We start from the raw sequence: 17330 nt of genomic DNA on the forward strand, positions 1-17330 counted from the left end.
CTCCCGTCGTCGCCGCCCGGCCGCCCTCGCCCCGGTCGCGGTGCCGGTCCGCTGCCCATACGCTCCGGAATGTGACGTCATCCTTGATCCGGGGCCGTCCGAGGCACGCCACCGGCCACATAGGGGTGCGGGTGGGGCACGCCGTGCTGGGCGGGGTGAGCGGGGCGGTCTGGCTGGTGTTGCCGTTGATGACGACCCACGCCGAAGATCCGGTTCCCGCCGCGGCGCGCGAGCCGGTCGCCGCGGCCCGGGCGGACGGGGCGTCCACCTCCGACTACGTCATGCCGCTGGTGGCGGTGGCCGCCGCCGGCGCGCTCGGCGGCTACGGATACGTGCGGCGGGTGCGGCGGGCCCGCACCCGGACCACGCCCGGCATCGTCCCCGCCGTCCCGCCGGCGCCGTCGTCGGCCGACGTCGAGCGGCAGGCCCGCGCCGCGCTGGTCCTCGCCGACGACTGCGTGCGCACCAGCCGGGAGGCGCTCGGGTACGTCGACGGCGGCGACCGCCTCACGCGGGCGCTGGAGGCGGCCGGGACCGAGCTGTCCGCCGCGTTCGCGATATGGCGGCGGCACGAGGAGGGGATACCCGCGGACGGCACCGGCCGGCGGCAGGCGCTGGCCGGGGTGGTGGGGCGGTGCGCGGAGGCGGGGCGGCAACTGGACGCGGCGGCCGAGGGGTTCGACGCCGCGTGGGGTGCGGGCAACGCGCTGGCGGTGGCCGAGGGGCGGTTCCGGGAACTGGCCGCGCGCACGGCCGGGGTGGCGGACACGCTGTCCCGGGCCGCCGGACGGTACGGGAACGGGGCCGTCGGCGCCGTGATGGGGTACGTCGAACAGGCCAAGGACCGGCTGGTGTTCGCGACCGGACGGCTCAACCGGGCCCGCCGGGACGCCGACTCGGGCGACGACGAGGGGGCGCGCCGTCAGGTGCACGCCGCCGAGGGGGCGGTGGCACAGGCCGGGGTGCTGCTGGGCGGGGTGGCCCGGCTCGCGGCGGACCTGCGCGGCGCGGAGGGGGTGCTGCCGGCCGCGCTCACCGGGGCGGAGGCCGAACTGGCGGGTGTCCGGGCGACCGCCTCGCCGTCCCGCGTCTCCCACGCCGACACCGTGCTGGCCGCGGTACGCGAGGAGCTGACCGGCGGCCCGTACGACACGCTGGACGCGCTGCGCCGGGTGGTGCGGGCGGTGGAGGGCGCCGGGGGCGGGCGGTCCGGGGTGATCGCCACCGGGGCGGAGCTGGTGGCGCGGAGCGCGCTGCGGGCGGCGGACGACTTCGTGGGGGTGCACCGGGGGGCGGTGGGCGCGGAGGCGCGGGCGCTGCTGGCTCAGGCGCGGCGGGCGGCGCCCTCGGACGCGGACCGGCTGGCGCGGCGGGCCCGTGAGCTGGCGGAGCGGGACGTACGCGCCCGGGGCAACCCGTACGCCGGGGAGGCGGCCCATGAGGGCGGGCTCGCGGGGGCGGTGCTGGGGGGCGTGCTGCTCGGCGAGGAGGCGGACGGGGGTCCGGTGGTGACGTTCGGCGGGCCCGAGACCCGGGTGCGAACGGGCTGACGCCCACGGGGGTACCCCGCCGGCCACCGGGCGCCCGCGGGTACACGGCGGCCGTTCGCGCAGTTCCCCGCGCCCCTGACGGGGCGCCCCCTCAGGGGCGCGGGGAACTGCGCGAGAAACCCCCACAGCGCCGCACCCGCGAACAGACCGTGAACGCCCCCCTCAGGGGCGCGGGGAACTGCGCGGGCAACCCCCACGGCGCCGCACCCGTGAACCGGCCGTGGCCACCCCCGGGGGGCGCGGGGTCAGAACAGGCTCAGCAGGGCCTCCGCCGGGTCGGTCAGCCCTGTTTCGCCGTCCGGCAGGGGAAGTTCGAACCACACCGTCTTCCCGCGGGGCGTCCGCCGCGAGCCCCACGCCGCGCTCAGCAGCCCGACCAGCTGCAGCCCCCGCCCCCCCTCGTCGGTGTCACGGGCGCGCCGCCGCCGGGGCTGGACCAGACCGGAGTCCCACACCTCGCACACCAGCGTCCGGTCGAGCAGCAGCCGCAGCCGTATCTCCCCCTCGCCGTACCGCAGCGCGTTGGTGACCAGCTCACTGACCAGCAGCTCGGCCGTGTCGACCAGCGGCTCCAGGTCCCAGCCGAGCAACCGTCCGCGCGCGTACTCCCGGGCGCGGCCCACGCTGCGCGGCTCGCGCGGCAGCGTCCAGTCGCCGACCGACTCCACGGGCAGCCCCTGGACACGTGCCATCAGCAGCGCGATGTCGTCCTCGCCGTGGTGCGTGTCGAGGGTGTTCAGGACGTGGTCGCAGACGTCCTCAAGGGGCTGCGAGGGGTCGGTGAGGGCTCCGACGAACGCCTGGAGCCCCTCGTCCAGGGGATGGTCGCGGGACTCGACGAGGCCGTCCGTGTAGAGGGCGAGGAGCGCCCCCTCGGGGAGTTCGACCTCGACCTCCTCGAAGGGCTCGCCGCCGACGCCGAGCGGCATGCCGGGCGGCACGTCGAGCATCAGCGCGTCCTCGCCCGGTTCCACCAGGACCGGCGGCAGGTGGCCGGCGTTGGCGAACGTGCAGCGCCGGGTGACGGAGTCGTAGACCGCGTACACGCAGGTCGCCAGGTACACCTCGGAGAGGTCGGCGTCGCGGGGCTGGCGGCCCGTCCGGGTGGCCTGCTGGACGCCGCCGGGGGTGCCGAGGCCGCGGGCGATCTCGTCCAGCGCCGAGAGGACCTCGGCCGGTTCGAGGTCGAGCAGGGCCAGCGTGCGGACGGCGGTGCGCAGTTCACCCATGGCGACGGCCGCGCGCAGGCCGCGGCCCATGACGTCGCCGACCACCAGCGCCGTGCGGTGGCCGGGGAGTTCGATGACGTCGAACCAGTCGCCGCCGACCTCGGTCGCCGCGTTGCCCGGCAGGTAGCGGCAGGCGATGTCGAGGCCGGACGCCTCGGGGTCGCCGGGCGGCAGCAGGGACCGCTGCAGTATCAACGCGCGTTCGTGCTCACGGCGGTACAGGCGCGCGTTGTCGATGCAGACCGCGGCGCGTGCGGCCAGTTCGACGGCGAGATCGCGGTCGCGGTCGCCGAACGGCTCGCTGCCCTTGGTGCGGGCGAACTGGGCGAGGCCGACGACCGTGTCGTGGGCGACCATCGGGACGGCGAGGGTGGACTGGACGAGCCCGCCCTCCTCGGCCGGCACGTGCTGCGGGCGGGCGGTGCGCAGGGCGTCCGCGCACGGCGAGTTGAAGGGGTAGTGGTGGACCGCGCCGACGGCGACCGGGGCGCCGCCGCCCACGAAGGGCGCGTCGGAGACCGCGCTGGCGAACGCGACCCGGCGCAGCTCCGCGCTCCCGTCGGAGTGGCCGGGCGGCCGCTCGTCGCCCGCCAGCAGGCCCTGGTAGAGGTCGACGGTGGCGAGGTCGCAGAAGCCGGGCACGACCACGTCGAGGAGTTCGCGGGCGGTGGTCTCCAGGTCGAGGGAGTTGCCGATGCGGGCGCCGGCCTCGTTGAGGAGGGCGAGATTGCGCCGGGCGGCGGCGGCCTCGCGGGCGGCGGCGCGGCGGGCGGTGATGTCCAGGCCGAGCCAGGCGATGCCGATGGGCCGGCCGGTGCCGCTGTGCACCCGGTAGAGGTTGATGGACCAGTGCCGGCGCTCCTCGGAGCCCGGCACGAAGCCCGTGACGTGCATGTCCGTGATGGAGTTGCCGGTCTCCAGGACCCGTCGCATGGTGGCCGCGACCCGCTCGGCCTCCGAGCGCGGCAGATAGTCGTGGACGCCCTTGCCGCGGTGGTCGTCGGGGCTGCCGCCGAAGATCGAGGAGAACCGCACGTTGGCCCGGCGGATCCGCAGGTCGGGGTCGATCAGCAGGAAGCCGAACGGAGATTGACCGAATATCGACTGCGAGGCGGCGAGGTCGGTCTCGATGCTGCGCAGGGTGCGGACGTCGACCACGATGCACACGGCCGCGTTCTCGCCCTCGGAGGTGCGGGTGGGCATGACGTAGACCTCGGCGAGGCCTTCCTCGCCGCGGTCGCCGTCCGGCGTGTCGGGCATCCGGAAGGGGACCACGCCGGTCCACTCCCGCCCGTCCAGGATCTCGGCCATCTTCCGCTGGCCGCGTTCGCGCAGGTCGGAGTCGACGAACGCCTCGATGGGGTCCATGCCGACGGCACGCTCCGCGGGGATGCCGAAGAGCTGCTCGGCGCGCAGGCTCCACTGGTCGACCAGGCCGCCGGCGCCGATGGAGAACGAGGCGACCTTGATGTAGTCGTAGATCGAGCCGGGTGGGCTGCTCTGCCACACGGCGTCGCCCGGGGCCGCGGTCGCCTCCGCGGTCCCTGCCCTCGCGCCGTCCGACGGGTCCTCGGACTCCGTGGCCTCAGCTGGTATCTCGCTCACGCGAACCGTCCCCTCCAGCTCACCGCATCCGGCACCGGTCACCGGAGGCGGCTGCCCGCAGTATCCAGCACTACGGCGCCGCCTGACACGGTGTTCACGATCACAGCACGGTCCCGACGTTTTCCGGACCGGTCCGTGACAACACTTCCAGTCTTCTAACCAGGGAACACGCCCCCGAACCACCCGTTCCGGCACCCGTTCCGAGGCCACTCCCGAGAGTGGACGACGTAGCACTGCGTGTACACCCCTGTCACGCCGTCCGGCCGGGAACCGCCAGCTCGAACCAGACGGTCTTGCCGGTGCCGCCGGGCCGGGTCCCCCAGCTCCGCGAGGACCCGGCGACCAGTTGGAGGCCGCGGCCGCTCTCGTCGTCGGGCCCGGCGGCGCGCTCGCGGGGCGGGTCGGGGAGCGGGTCGGAGACCTCCACCCGGAGGGTGTCGGCGAGGTCGGCGGGGCGGACCAGGCGGACGCCGATGGGGCCGGTGGCATGTCTGAGCGAGTTGGTGACCAGCTCGCTGACCAGCAGGGCGGTGAGGTCGGCGAGGGTGCCCAGGCCCCAGCCGGCCAGTTGGTCACGGACCGCGGTCCGGGCCGTGCGCACGGCGCCCGGTTCCGCGGGAAAGGTCCACTCGACGGTGCCACCTTCGGTGTCGATCACACCGATCACTTCCCAGTCGCTTCCCCGGTGACGAGCCCGGACCTGTCCGGTTTCATGGGGTTAATGGGCACATACCCGATTACTGGGGGGCAGTACCGCGCGGGAGGGTGCACTGTGGCACGAACGGCTTACGCCGGCGGGCGAGCGCCCCGAGGGGCGGGGAGCTGCGGACGCCGGGCAGCCGGCGGCGCGCGGCGGCCGGTCGCACGCCCCTATCCGGCGGTGTTCCGCACCGCTTCCAGCAGGCCGGCCACCTCGCGCACCGCCGGCACGTCCTGGTCGAGCCAGTCCACGTCCCAGAGTTCGTCCGGGGCCAGCCAGCGCAGGCGGTCGTGGTCCTGGAGGGGTTCGGGGGCGGCGGAGCCGGAACGCAGGCGGACGGTCCACACCCGCAGGACGTACGGTTCCCGCAGCGGCCACTCCCCCGGCACCCGGGCCACGGCCTCGGCGGCGACGCCCAACTCCTCGCGGAGTTCGCGCACCAGGGCGGCTTCGGGGCTCTCACCGGGCTCCACCTTGCCTCCGGGCAGTTCCCAGCGGCCGGCCAGGTCCGGGGGCGCGCTGCGGCGGGCGGCGAGCAGGCGGCCGGCGTCCAGCAGGGCGGCCGCGACCACCACGATCCGTTCACTCATGGCCCGGAGCCTACGGGGAGGCGGTGGGGACGTCAGTTGCGCGTGCCGCCACCGCTGCCGTTGGCGAAGCCGATGCGCTCGACCCAGTAGAGCTGCTTGTGCCCGCGGTCGTCGAGGCTGTCGGCGATCTTCTGCGCCTCGGCCCGGGTCGCGTACCGGCCGACCCGGTAGCGATTGCCGTTGTCGTCCTGCCGTATGACGAGCCACGGGAGAGAGACCGTGCCTTCCGTCATCGCGCCCCTCCGTCTCTCCCGGCTCCCGCCCGTCCCCGCCCAGCCAAGGAAACCGCACTCCGCATATGCCCGAGCGTACGCCTAACCTTCACGCAGCGAATACGCCTTTTCACAAAGAGGTACGCAACCAGCCAGAACGGCGGGGGCGCACGATGACGAGTGCGCCGTGCGCAGAGGCGGTGTCCCGCGTCGCGGGCATGCCGTGGAGAGGCCGGACGACCTGGGAGAACGGCCGGATCGCGACGGCCCGGTCCGGATCCCGACAGAGACGGTGAAGTCGTCAACTACCGCGAGGGTGTGCGCTACTTCACGGGCAGGTGGTACGCGACGCGGTAGCGGTCGGCGGGGATGACGACGTCCGCGGTCTCCACCGCGCGGCCGGAGGCGTAGTACGTCCGCTGGATCACCAGCACCACGTGGCCGGGGACGCCGCCCAGGGTGAGCAGTTCCTCGGCGAGGCCGGGGCGGGCGCCCACCTCCTCGGTGACGTTGTCCACGATGACGTCGATGGCCCGCATCCGCTCGACCACGCCCATGCCGCCCAGGGGTCCCTCCTCGGGCAGCATCACGGGGGTGCGGCCGGTGACGGCGAGGGGCTCCCAGGAGGTGGAGAGCATCATCGGCTCGCCCGCGTCCCGGAACAGGTAGCGGGTGCGCATCACCCGGTCACCGGTCTGGATGCCGAGCCGTTCGGCGATCACGGCGCCGGCCAGGGCCTGTTCGCTGCTGGACTCCCAGGTGCCGCGCGCGGCCGCCTCCGACTGCTCCTGGCGGAACGGGGTGGCGCCGCCGACCGGGCGGAACCCGGAGCGGGCCACCCGCCGGGGCACCGGCCGCTCCCGCACGTAGGTGCCGGAGCCGGAGCGGCCCTCGACCAGCCCCTCGGCCATCAGTACCTTGCGGGCCTCCAGGGCGACGGTGTCGGAGACGCCGTACTCCTCGCGGATGCGGGCCTGGGAGGGCAGCCGGGTGTGCGGGGGCAGCGAACCGTCGGCGATCTTCTTGCGGAGATCACCCGCGACTCGCAGATACGCCGGCTGTTCACCGAAAGTCACAGGCCGCTCCCATCAGGTTGTACAGACAGCAACAGCCTGGCAACCGTGGGTTCCGCCGTGCAAGCAAAGGCCAGAGAATCACTCGATGTGATGACACGCGGCCCGGAAACGCTTTACGCAGGCACTTTCTCCCCGCTATGGCCGTGATCACACCTGCATGCCGGAGCCACTTCCCTCGCCCCCGGAGTCGCCGCCGCCGTCCTCGTAGGCGGGCGGGACCGTGAAGAGGCCCAGAGCATCGCGCACCGTCACCGTACGGTGCGGATCGATCAGCTTGTACCCCTTGTCATAGTGCGTGTAGAAGGCGTCGGCATCCGTCGCCTTCGCCGCCTTCGCCCACTCCGCGCGCGCCCTGTCGAGGCCTGCGGCGAGGGCGTGGACCGGCTGCTCGGTCCGCGCGGACCACTCGTACGAGCGCAGCATGGCGGCCTGCTTGCCGAGGGCCGTGGAGACCCGGCCCGCCCACGCCTTGTTGCCGGGCAGGTCGTCCTCGACGTACGCGGAGTCCGGCGCGGTGTCCAGGGCGGCGTTCAGCAGGTGCGCGGCCTTGAGGTAGGCAACCTGTTCGGGGGCGTAGGAGTCGGCGCCCGCGTGGTAGGAGCTGGTGAGCTTCTTCCCCTTCGTGGCACTGCCGAAGGCGCAGATCACGCTGCGGTCGCCGGTGGCCCAACTGTCCTCGCTGGGCGTGAAGTAGTACACGGCGACGTCGTCGGGGACGGCCCACAGGTCGAAGGCGTAGGTGTCCTCCAGGGCGTAGCAGCGGCGGTCCGCGGACGTGCCGGACGCGTCGTCGCCCGGGTAGCCGGTGCCCTTGAGGTCGTAGGTGGCGAAGACCTCGCCGTCGTGCGCGTCGTCGCAGCCGACGTGCGTGACGTGGCTGACCAGCTCGCCGGTGAGGGCGCCGCCGGGGGTGTCGAAGCAGTCGCCGGTGGACAGCGAGAGGCTGGAGCTCTCGCTCGCGCCCTCCTTGACGCCCCGCCAGAAGTCGCCGGCGCCGCCGGTCACGAGCGCCAGCACCACCACGGCGAGTCCGGCCGCGGAGAGCAGCGACCCGACGACCGCCATCGCCCTGCCGCGCTCACCGCGCCTGCGGATCTGGCTCAGGGCGACCAGTCCCAGCACCAGCCCGACCCCCGGCAGGCAGCACAGCAGCCCGAGCACGAGGGAGGCGATGGCGAGGCCGTTGACGGGCGCCGGGACGGCGTAGGGGCCATAGCCCTGCCCCCAGGGCTGGTACGGCGACGGGTACGGCGGCTGCGGCCCGTACGGCCCCTGCGGGTACTGCGGCTGCGGGTACTGCGGGTACTGCGCCGGGCCCGCCTGCGGCGGCTGGTAGGGCCCTTGCGGCTGCTGGGGGCCGGGGGGCGGAGGTATGGACACCGGTACCGTGCTTCCTGAGGGGGCGTCTGGCCGCGTGTGACGGACGGCTGAACTGACGTACGACTGCGCGCATCGTAAGCGCGCCGCGAACGGGGGCGGAACGAGGGCGGGCGCCGCGGTCGCGCACGTCACCGTCCGGGCCGGTCCCTGCCGCCACCGGCCGAGTACTCCTGGGAGGACGACGAATGAACGAGACCGTCGGCGCCGCCAACGCGCTCACCGCGGCGTGGGCGCAGCGGACCAGAGGGGGGACGGTCTTCTCGGCCGCCGGCGTCTGGCCGCTGCTGGCCTTCCTCGCCGACGGGGCGGAAGGCCCCGCCCGGGACGAACTGACCCGCGCGGTCGGCCTGCCGCCCGACCAGGCCGCGGCCGGTGCCCGGGAGTTACTGGCCGGGCTCGCCTCGATGCACGGTGTCGGGGCGGCCCTGGGACTGTGGACCGACCGCGCGCTGGAGCTGCGCGAGCCGTGGGCGGCCGGACTGCCCGCCGACGCGCACGGGGTGCTCGGCGCCGATCCCGCGGCCTCCCAGGAGGCGCTGGACGCCTGGGCGGCCAGGCGTACCGAGGGGCTGGTCGGCCGGATGCCGGTCAAGCTGACGGAGGGCGCGCGCCTGGTGCTGGCGACCGCGCTGGCCCTGCACACCGACTGGCGGCAGCCGTTCGAGGAGACCGTGCTGCGGCCCGGCGCCGGCCCCTGGCAGGGCCGCACCCTGGCCGGCCTGCGCCGCAGCAGCGTGCGCACGGACCGGATCGGGGTGACCGAGGGCCCGGACGGGCACGTCACCACGGTGAAGGTGCCCGGCGGCAACGCCCTCGACGTGCATCTGCTGCTCGGCGAGGAGGGCATGGCGCCCGGACAGGTGCTGCGGACCGGCATCGGCGTCCTGGAGCGCGCGCTGCCGGTGACGACCGGCGGCGCGCTCCCGTACGGGCCGGCCGGGCCCGGCGTGACCGTGGAGCGGCAGCCGTCGGCGACCCCGGACCCGGTACGGCTGGACGTGACGACCGTCGGCTTCCAGGTGCGCGCGGACCACGATCTGCTGCAACTGCACGGCCTGTTCGGCCTCTCCACGGCCGCCGGCACCCGCGAGGGCCACTTCCCCGGCATCAGCGCCGCGCCGCTGGCCGTCGGCGCGGCCGGGCAGTCCGTGGTCGCGGAGTTCGGTCCGCTGGGCTTCCGGGCCGCCGCGGTGACGGCCGTACGGGCGACGCCGGGCGGCGGACCGCCGCGGTACCGGCACGAGTCGACCGTCGTACGCGCCGTCCTGGACCGCCCGTTCGGCTTCCTCGCCGTGCACCGCGAGAGCCGTCTGGTCCTGACGGCGGGCTGGGTCACGGACCCGACGACGGCGGGCTGACCGCCCGCGCGGCCGGACGGGCGGCGGCCGCGCGGGCGGGGCGTCACCTCTCCCGCGGGGCGGTGCCGGTGATGCGCAGCCGGAGCGTGCGGGCCTCGGGGCGCAGCGCGAACTCCGGCCACACGTCCGGTCCGCAGGCCCGGGAGCCGAGTCCGTGCTGGGCCGCGTCGATGATCAGGTGGCTGGTGGCGGACTCCGGGAGCTCGTGGGGATGGGCGGCGCGGGCGAGCTGCTGGGGGGTGTGCCGGGCCAGGGTGAAGCCGGGGCGCCGCCCCCGGGTGTCGGGCAGCGCCGTCAGGTGCAGCACCTGCGTGCCGGCGCTGGTCAGCGTGAGCCGGCGCAGCCCGGAGCGGTGGCCGGTCTCCTGGGGCCGGGCGTAGCCGGCCGCGAGGTCCTCGACGGCGGCGCGGTGGCGGCCGGTGCGGGCCGCGCGGAGGCTGTCCGGGTACGACTCGTGCGGGCCGAGACCGAACCAGTCGGCGCCGTCCACCGGGGCCGTCCCGTCGGGCAGTTCGAAGCGCACGCCGATCCGCGGCCACACCGTCCGCCAGCCGCGCGCGGGCTCGATCTCCACGCGCAGTTCCAGCTCGCCGTCCTCGACGGACCACACGGACTCCACCACCACCGACAGCGCGGAGTGCGCGGCGGAGACCCGGTCGACGGTGCGCAGGGCGTCCGCGGTGCGGGCCACCGCGATCCGCCGCGCGGTCAGCCGGTCGAGTCCGTCGCGGCGCCACAGCATGGCGCTGGAGACCTCGGGCAGGGCGTCGTCGCTGCCCTCCAGGCGGTCGGAGGTGCCCTCGTCGTTGTCGGTCGGCGCCCGGAACAGTTCCAGGCGCGGACCGGTCACGGCGCGGCCGGCGAGCCGGGTCAGGGAGCCGCCGGTGAACTCGGCGATGCCGAGGGCGAACGTGCCCTCGTCCGGCAGCCAGCCCGTCCGGCGCCGGACGGCGGGCACGGGCCGCCGCGCCGAGCGGTCCTGCTGGGCGGTGGCGACCTCGTGTCCCGCGGGGGCCCAGGCGGTCGCGGCCGCCAGCACCGCCTCGACCGTCAGCCAGGTCTCGGCGTCCCGGGCGAGAGGGACGGCGGGCAGCGGCACCGCCGCGGACTCGCCCGCGGCCACCGGTGCGACCTCCAGCGCGCCGGAGGCGACGACGGTGCCGTCGTGCTCGACGCGCCAGCGGAAGTCCAGGTCGGAGGTGTCCGCCGAGTGCCGCAGGTTGGTGACGGTGAGCCGGTCGCCGTCGAAGGCGAACCGGATCGGCTGGACGACCGCCTTGAACTCGTGCAGGCCGGGCGTGGGCACGTCGTCGCTGAGCACCATGCCGTCCATGACGAAGTTGCCGTCGTGCACGACCTCGCCGAAGTCGCCGCCGTAGGCGTAGTACGGCGTGCCGTCGGCGGTCCTGGCCAGGATGCCGTGGTCGCGCCACTCCCAGACGAACCCGCCGTGCAGCCGGGGGTACCGGTGGACGAGTTCCTCGTACTGGTCGAGGGCGCCGGGCCCGTTGCCCATCGCGTGGGCGTACTCGCACAGCAGGAACGGCTTGGTGCGCTGGCGGGTGCCCTGGGCCGGGGTGCAGCCCAGCAGCGGGGCGTCGGAGCCGTCGGTGCCGATCTGCTCGGCCTCCGGCACCGTCGCGTACATCCGGGAGTACACGTCGGTGTAGTCGCCGGTGTAGTCGCCCTCGTAGTGCACGGGGCGCTCCGGGTCGCGGGCGTGCGTCCAGGCCGCCATGGCGGCGAGGTTGGCGCCGGTCCCGGCCTCGTTGCCGAGCGACCACATCACGACACCGGGGTGGTTCTTGTCGCGTTCCACGGTGCGTTCGATCCGGTCCAGGCAGGCCGTGCGCCAGGCCGGGTCGTCGGTGGGGTTGCCGGTCCAGCCGACGCGGTCGAAGCCGTGGGTCTCCAGGTCGCATTCGAGGACGACCCAGAAGCCGAGTTCGTCGGCGAGGTCGAGCAGCCGCGGGTGCGGCGGGTAGTGGCTGGTGCGGATGGCGTTCACGTTGAACCGCTTCATCCGGGCGAGGTCCTCGCGGGCGTGCGCCTCGTCGAAGACCCGGCCGCGCTCGGGGTGGGCCTCGTGCCGGTTCATGCCGTGGAAGACCACCCGGCGGCCGTTGACCAGGAAGCGGTCGCCGCGGATCTCGACGGTGCGGAAGCCGGCCCGCAGGGTGACGGTCTCGGCGGCCGAGGAGACGGTGGCGTCGTACAGGCGGGGCTGTTCGGCCGACCACGGCTGGACGGCGGCCACCTCGACGGGCGCCACGTCGGACGGGGTCTCCCAGACCTGCTCGACGCCCAGTTCGGGGATGCGCAGGGTGACGGGGAAGGCGCCCGGGTCGGCGGTGATCTCCGTCTCGATCCGGCCGCGCCCCTCGTCGTACCCCGTCCTCAGCCAGACGTCCTCGATACCGCCGGCCGGGCGCGCGAGGAGGGTGACGTCCCGGAAGATGCCGGGCAGCCACCACTGGTCCTGGTCCTCCAGGTAGCTGGCCGCCGACCACTGGTGGACCCGGACGGCGACGACGTTGTCGCCGGGGCGGACCGCGGTCGTCACGTCGAACTCGTGGGCGAGCCTGCTGCCGCTCGCGCTGCCGATCTCGACGCCGTTCACCCACACCTTGAACAGCGACTCGACGCCGTCGAAGCGCAGCAGCACCCGCTCGGCGTCCGACCAGCCGTCGGGGAGGGCGAAGCGGCGGCGGTAGTCGCCGGTGGGGTTCTCGTCGGGGACGTGCGGGGGGTCGATCGGGAACGGGAACTGGATGTTGGTGTAGATCGGCCGGCCCCAGGCGCCGTCGCCCTCCAGCACCCAGTGCGCGGGCACCGGTATGCCGTCCCAGCCGTCGTCGTCGAAGCCGGCGGCCGCGAAGTCCTCGGCGACGGCCGCGGTCGGCGACAGCCGAAAGCGCCAGTCTCCGTTCAGCGAGAGGGCGGGGGCGTCGGAGTGCAGCCACGAGCGGGCCGGGCGCAGGGCGCCACGCCAGGGGGCGGTGTCCGATACGTACGCGGAGTGCTCGGAGGGCAAGAGTTCACAACTTTCTGCGTGAGGGGGTGTCATGCCGCTAGCGGAGGACGACGGTGCGGATCTCCCAGGGTCCGAGGGCGAGCGTGAGCCCGTCCTCGGTGACCGGCTCCGGTCCGGCCGGCCGGCCGAGCAGGTCGACGGTGGTGGCCTCGGTGAAGTCGCCGGTCACCCGGACGTCCGACGCGGTGTCCCGCAGCGCCGCCAGCCGTACCTCGGTGCCGGGACCGTGCTCGGGGTGAGTGATCCGGCGGATGGCGGAGACCTGGACGTCCTGGCCCTCGACCCGCAGTCCGGTCGCGTCCGGGGGCAGCGGGCCGCCGCCGGGCGCGGTGCCGCGGGCGACCAGGACGCCGGCCCGGAACTCCTCGGCGAGCGCGACCGCGTCCGCGTCCCGCCAGCCGCCCGCCGAGGGCAGCACGGCGATCCGGTTCTCGATGCGCATGCCCAGGTCCTGGGCGCCCGGGACGGGGATCTCGCTCGCCGCGGGTTCGTCGCGCAGCGGGTGGATGTTGACGCTGATCGAGCCGATGGCGCGCAGCAGGGTCAGGGCGAGGGCGGAGCCGTCGTCGACGAGTTCGTACTCGGTGGAGTGGTCGAGCAGGACGGTGGCCGGGCCCGCCGACACGAAGGAGCCGGCCGGGAAGGTCGGCAGCGGGTACTCGCCCCAGCCGCCCTCGGCGGTCAGCCCGCGCTCGGTGACGGCGAACTGCCCGGCCGACGCGGAGACGGTGACGGGTTCGGGCAGCGGCACGTGCAGGCGCAGCCGGTGGTCGGCGCTCCCGTTGAGGAACGCGGTGGAGATCCGGACGAACGGCTCGCCGGCGCGGACCTCGACCTCCATGTCCACGGGCGTCGCGACGGTGTCGCCGGCGCGCCGGTCGCGGTCGCCGGCGGCGAGCGCGGCCGGCCAGTCGTAGACGCGGGTGACGCGGAGCCTGGCCCGCAGCGGGCCGCCGTCGAGGAGTTCGACGCCGACGCGGGACGGCTCGGACACCAGGACGTCGTGTGCCGGGGGCGCGTAGTTGTAGCTGTCGCCGCGGTCGCCGCCGTCGGCCAGGCGGCCGACGCCGGTCAGGACGGTGCCGTCGGCGCCGGTCACCTCCAGGGTGCCGTCGGCGGCCACGGCGACCTCGACCAGGCCGTTGGCGAGGCGGTCCGCCGTCGCCGTCACCGGCGGCGCGGCCGGGGCGGCGGGACGGTCGGCCGGCCCGACCCGGAAGGCGGCCAGGCCCGCGGGCGGCACGGGGACCGCGGCCAGGGCGGTGGTCCGGGCCTCGGCCAGGGTCAGCACCCGCCACTCCCCCGGGTGCGCGGCCGCCGCGGCGGCGACCTCGCCGCGCAGCGTCATCAGGTCGAAGGGACCGGCCGGCGCCTCGGCGAGGTGGAAGACCAGGGAGTTCGGGGTGAGGTCGTAGCGGTCGATGAGCAGGCCGAACAGCTCGCGGCGGTGGATGCGGCGCAGCACGCGCTCCAGTCGGGCGGCGTCGAGGCGTTCGTCGCTGAGGACGGTCGGCGCCTCGGAGATCCGCTGGACGGGGTGGACGGTGCCGTCGGCGGTGGTCGCGACCAGGTCCCGGCCGTCCGGGGCGGCGACGACGTCCACCTCGACCAGGGCGGTGCGGGGCACGGGCAGCGGGTTGGCGACCAGGTGCGCGTCGCCCGGCACCAGGGCGGCGCGTTCGGCGAGGGCCGCGTCCCGGACCGCCCGCGCGGTCTGCGCGGCCTCGGCGAGGCGGGCGGCGACCTGGTCGCAGGTCTCGTCGGTGCCGGAGCCGACCACCGAGTCGTGCGCGGTCGACTCGATGATCTTGTGCCAGGCGAGGTCGAGGAAGCGCGACTCGTCGCGCCGGGACCACAGGGCGTTCATCCGCTCGGCGTGGTCGACGGTCCGCTCGGCGAGCGCCATCCGCTGCTTGAGCCCGAGCCGCACGGAGAGCACGCCGGGCAGGATGTTGCCGCGCACATGGCTGCGCAATTCACCGGTGACGACGGCGGTCGCCGCGTCGCGGACGTGGCCGCGCAGGTACTCGTCGAGGGTGGCGACGGTGATCGGCCGCTGCTCGCCGGAGGCCTTGCGCAGCCAGTCGGCGAGCCGCGGGTCGGGCGCGTTGTGGTCGGTGCCGGCCATGGCGAGGAGCGGGTCGCCGCCCCAGCGGCCGGCGGTCTGCCGGGCGTACTCGGCGAGCGCCTCCCGGATCCGGTCGGGCACCAGCAGGACGTCGAGTCCGTTGTCGTACCCGTCGAAGAGGAACTCGGTGCGGACCTCGGAGCCGTCGGGGGCGCGCCAGCGGAAGGCGTGGCCGTCGACGGAGCCGGGCACCCCGCGCCACAGGGCCGCGTGTTCGATGCCGGCACGGGCCAGGATCTGCGGCATCTGCGCGACGTGGCCGAACATGTCGGGGAGGTAGCCGACGGGCATGGCCCCGCCGAGGCGTTCGGCCGCCGCCCAGCCCATCTGGAGGTTGCGGACGATGGTCTCGCCGGTGCACAGGAACTCGTCGAGCAGGATCAGCCAGGGCCCGACGGCCAGCCGGCCCTCGCGGACCAGGGCGGCGACCCGGTCGCGGTTCTCCGGGCGCATCTCCAGGTAGTCCTCGACGGCGGCCATCTGCCCGTCGACGGTGAACCGGAAGTCCGGGTCGGCGTCGGCGGTGGCCAGCACGGTGTCGAGGGCGGTGACGAGGCGGTGCCGGAACACCTGGAACGGCTCGTACCATTCGCGGTCCCAGTGGAAGTGGGGCACGAAGACGGCGGAGTCGGGCATGACGGAGGGCACCTTCCGGGTGGTCACTTGAGGGAGCCGGCGGCGAGGCCGGTCCGCCAGAAGCGCTGGAGCAGGATGAAGACGACGATCACGGGCACGATCGACACCAGCGAGCCGGTGATCACGGACTGCTGGAGGAGCGGGGCGCGGGCGGTCTGGCCGTTCCACTCGTAGAGCCCGAGCGTGATCGGGAACAGGGACTCCTTCTGCAGCATCACCATCGGCAGGAAGAAGTTGTTCCAGATGGCCACGAACTGGAACAGGAAGATGGTCACCAGGGCCGGTGTCATCAGCCGGAACGCCACGGAGAAGAACGTCCGGAACTCGCCGGCGCCGTCCAGCCGCGCCGACTCCAGCAGTTCCTGCGGGACCGCCGCGTTGGCGAAGATCCGTGCGAGGTAGACGCCGAAGGGGCTGACGATGCTGGGCAGGAACACCGCGAAGTAGGTGTTGACCAGCCCGGTCGCCGAGAACAGCAGGAACAGCGGCAGAGCGAGCGCGGTGGTGGGCACCAGGACGCCGCCGAGGATGACCGAGAACAGGAACTCCCGGCCGCGGAAGCTGAACTTGGCGAGCGCGTAGCCGCACAGCGCGGAGATCAGGGTGCCGACGGCCGCGCCCAGCACCGCGTAGACGACGGTGTTCAGCGCCCAGCGGCCGAAGATGCCGTCGCTGCGGGTGAACAGGACGTGCAGGTTGTCGAAGAGGTTGAAGTGCGAGAACGCCAGGCCGTTGGTGGTGGCGAGGTCGCCCTGCGGCTTGGTCGCCGCGACGATCAGGAAGTAGACCGGCAGCAGGAAGTACACGGCCAGCAGCAGCATCAGGCCCATGACGGCGGTCCGGCTGACGCGGCTCTCGGTGCTCGCGGAGGGGTGGTTGCTCACAGTCCGGCCTTCTTCGAGGTCAGTCGCATGAACCCGAAGCTCAAGACGAAGGTGATGACGGCGATGACGACGGAAATGGCGGCTGCCTGCTGGTAGTTGTTCCCCGAGGCCACCGTGTAGGCGAGCATGTTCGGGGTGAACGTGCTGGAGATGTTCGAGGAGATCTGGCGCAGCACGGCCGGTTCGGCGTACAGCTGGAGGGTGCCGATGATCGAGAACACCGTCGTCAGGACGATCGACGGGGCGATGATCGGGACCTTGACGCGCCAGGCGATCGTCCAGTTGGAGGCGCCGTCGAGCTTGGCGGCCTCGTAGAGCTCCTGCGGGATCGACTGGAGCGCCGAGAACATGATCAGCATGTTGTAGCCGGTCCACAGCCAGGTGGAGACGTTCGCCGCGGACCACAGCACGGCACCGGGGCCGAGGAAGTCGGGGTGCAGCCCGACGCCGTCGAGCAGGTCGACGACCGGGCTGAGCTGTGGTGAGTAGAGGTACGACCACATGATCGCGGCGATCACGCCGGGCACCGCGTACGGCATGAACGCGACGATCCGGAAGAACCCCTTGGCCCGCAGCAGCGGGGTGTCCAGGAGCAGCGCGATGATCAGGGCGACGAACAGCATGACCGGCACCTGCACGATGCCGAACAGGCCGATCCGGCCGATGCTGGACCAGAACTCGTCGTTCTGGAAGACCTGGACGTACTGCTCGAAGCCGCCGAAGGTCGTGTACGAGGTGCCGTACTGGCCTCCGCTGCGGCGCACCACACGGAAGCTCTGCCACAGCGCGTAGCAGACCGGCACCAGGTAGAACAGCAGGAACGGCAGGAAGAACGGGGTGACGAAGGCGGCGACGGTGCCCAGGCGGGGGCCGCCGCCGTCGCGGCGGCGACGGCGGCTCCCGGACGGCGGCACCGCACGGCTCGGGCGGGTCGCGATGTCGGTCATA

The 17330-nt window shown here is 74.1% G+C and carries 12 protein-coding genes; 2 read left to right on the forward strand and 10 right to left on the reverse strand.

Annotated features, from left to right (window positions below; translation table 11 throughout):
• Nucleotides 1-71: 71 nt before the first annotated feature.
• Complete coding sequence (locus ACIRQ9_RS21740; protein WP_404175648.1) at nt 72-1550, forward strand: hypothetical protein; 1479 nt, start codon at nt 72-74, stop codon at nt 1548-1550.
• A gap of 245 nt (nt 1551-1795) precedes the next feature.
• Here the strand turns inward: ACIRQ9_RS21740 and ACIRQ9_RS21745 are convergent, their stop codons facing one another.
• From ACIRQ9_RS21745 to ACIRQ9_RS21770, 6 genes are all read right to left on the reverse strand, one after another.
• Entirely contained in the window at nt 1796-4384 is a 2589-nt protein-coding gene (locus tag ACIRQ9_RS21745) for a SpoIIE family protein phosphatase (protein WP_404175651.1), read from the reverse strand.
• A 250-nt stretch (nt 4385-4634) separates the two neighbouring features.
• Entirely contained in the window at nt 4635-5051 is a 417-nt protein-coding gene (locus tag ACIRQ9_RS21750; protein ID WP_404175654.1) for an ATP-binding protein, read from the reverse strand.
• A 203-nt stretch (nt 5052-5254) separates the two neighbouring features.
• Entirely contained in the window at nt 5255-5674 is a 420-nt protein-coding gene (locus tag ACIRQ9_RS21755; RefSeq protein WP_404175657.1) for a (deoxy)nucleoside triphosphate pyrophosphohydrolase, read from the reverse strand.
• Nucleotides 5675-5706: 32 nt separating this feature from the next.
• The gene (locus ACIRQ9_RS21760; RefSeq protein ID WP_404175660.1) at nt 5707-5907 is read right to left on the reverse strand and encodes an SPOR domain-containing protein; all 201 of its coding nucleotides are present in this window, start codon (nt 5905-5907) and stop codon (nt 5707-5709) included.
• 302 nt (nt 5908-6209) lie between these two features.
• Entirely contained in the window at nt 6210-6962 is a 753-nt protein-coding gene (locus ACIRQ9_RS21765) for a GntR family transcriptional regulator (RefSeq protein WP_404175663.1), read from the reverse strand.
• Between the two features lie 147 nt (nt 6963-7109).
• The gene (locus ACIRQ9_RS21770; RefSeq protein ID WP_404175666.1) at nt 7110-8342 is read right to left on the reverse strand and encodes a DUF4190 domain-containing protein; all 1233 of its coding nucleotides are present in this window, start codon (nt 8340-8342) and stop codon (nt 7110-7112) included.
• A gap of 185 nt (nt 8343-8527) precedes the next feature.
• On the opposite strand from ACIRQ9_RS21770, the gene ACIRQ9_RS21775 reads away from it, so the two are divergent.
• Nucleotides 8528-9700 (forward strand): serpin family protein, encoded by a 1173-nt coding sequence (locus ACIRQ9_RS21775; protein ID WP_404175669.1) that lies wholly within the window; start codon nt 8528-8530, stop codon nt 9698-9700.
• 43 nt (nt 9701-9743) lie between these two features.
• Here the strand turns inward: ACIRQ9_RS21775 and ACIRQ9_RS21780 are convergent, their stop codons facing one another.
• From ACIRQ9_RS21780 to ACIRQ9_RS21795, 4 genes are read right to left on the reverse strand one after another with little or no spacing between them, the layout of a single operon-like run.
• Nucleotides 9744-12767 (reverse strand): glycoside hydrolase family 2 TIM barrel-domain containing protein, encoded by a 3024-nt coding sequence (locus ACIRQ9_RS21780; RefSeq protein WP_404175672.1) that lies wholly within the window; start codon nt 12765-12767, stop codon nt 9744-9746.
• A gap of 4 nt (nt 12768-12771) precedes the next feature.
• Nucleotides 12772-15498 carry an alpha-mannosidase gene (locus ACIRQ9_RS21785; protein ID WP_404175675.1) on the reverse strand — a complete coding sequence of 909 codons (2727 nt, stop codon included), beginning with the start codon at nt 15496-15498 and terminating at the stop codon, nt 12772-12774.
• Between the two features lie 23 nt (nt 15499-15521).
• A complete protein-coding gene (locus tag ACIRQ9_RS21790) occupies nt 15522-16328 on the reverse strand; it encodes a carbohydrate ABC transporter permease (RefSeq protein WP_404175797.1) in 807 nt (268 codons plus the stop codon).
• A 50-nt stretch (nt 16329-16378) separates the two neighbouring features.
• Nucleotides 16379-17329 carry a sugar ABC transporter permease gene (locus ACIRQ9_RS21795; protein WP_362172222.1) on the reverse strand — a complete coding sequence of 317 codons (951 nt, stop codon included), beginning with the start codon at nt 17327-17329 and terminating at the stop codon, nt 16379-16381.
• Nucleotide 17330: the final 1 nt, after the last annotated feature.

Source organism: Streptomyces sp. NPDC101237, from assembly GCF_044767465.1.
GTDB lineage: Bacteria > Actinomycetota > Actinomycetes > Streptomycetales > Streptomycetaceae > Streptomyces > Streptomyces gramineus.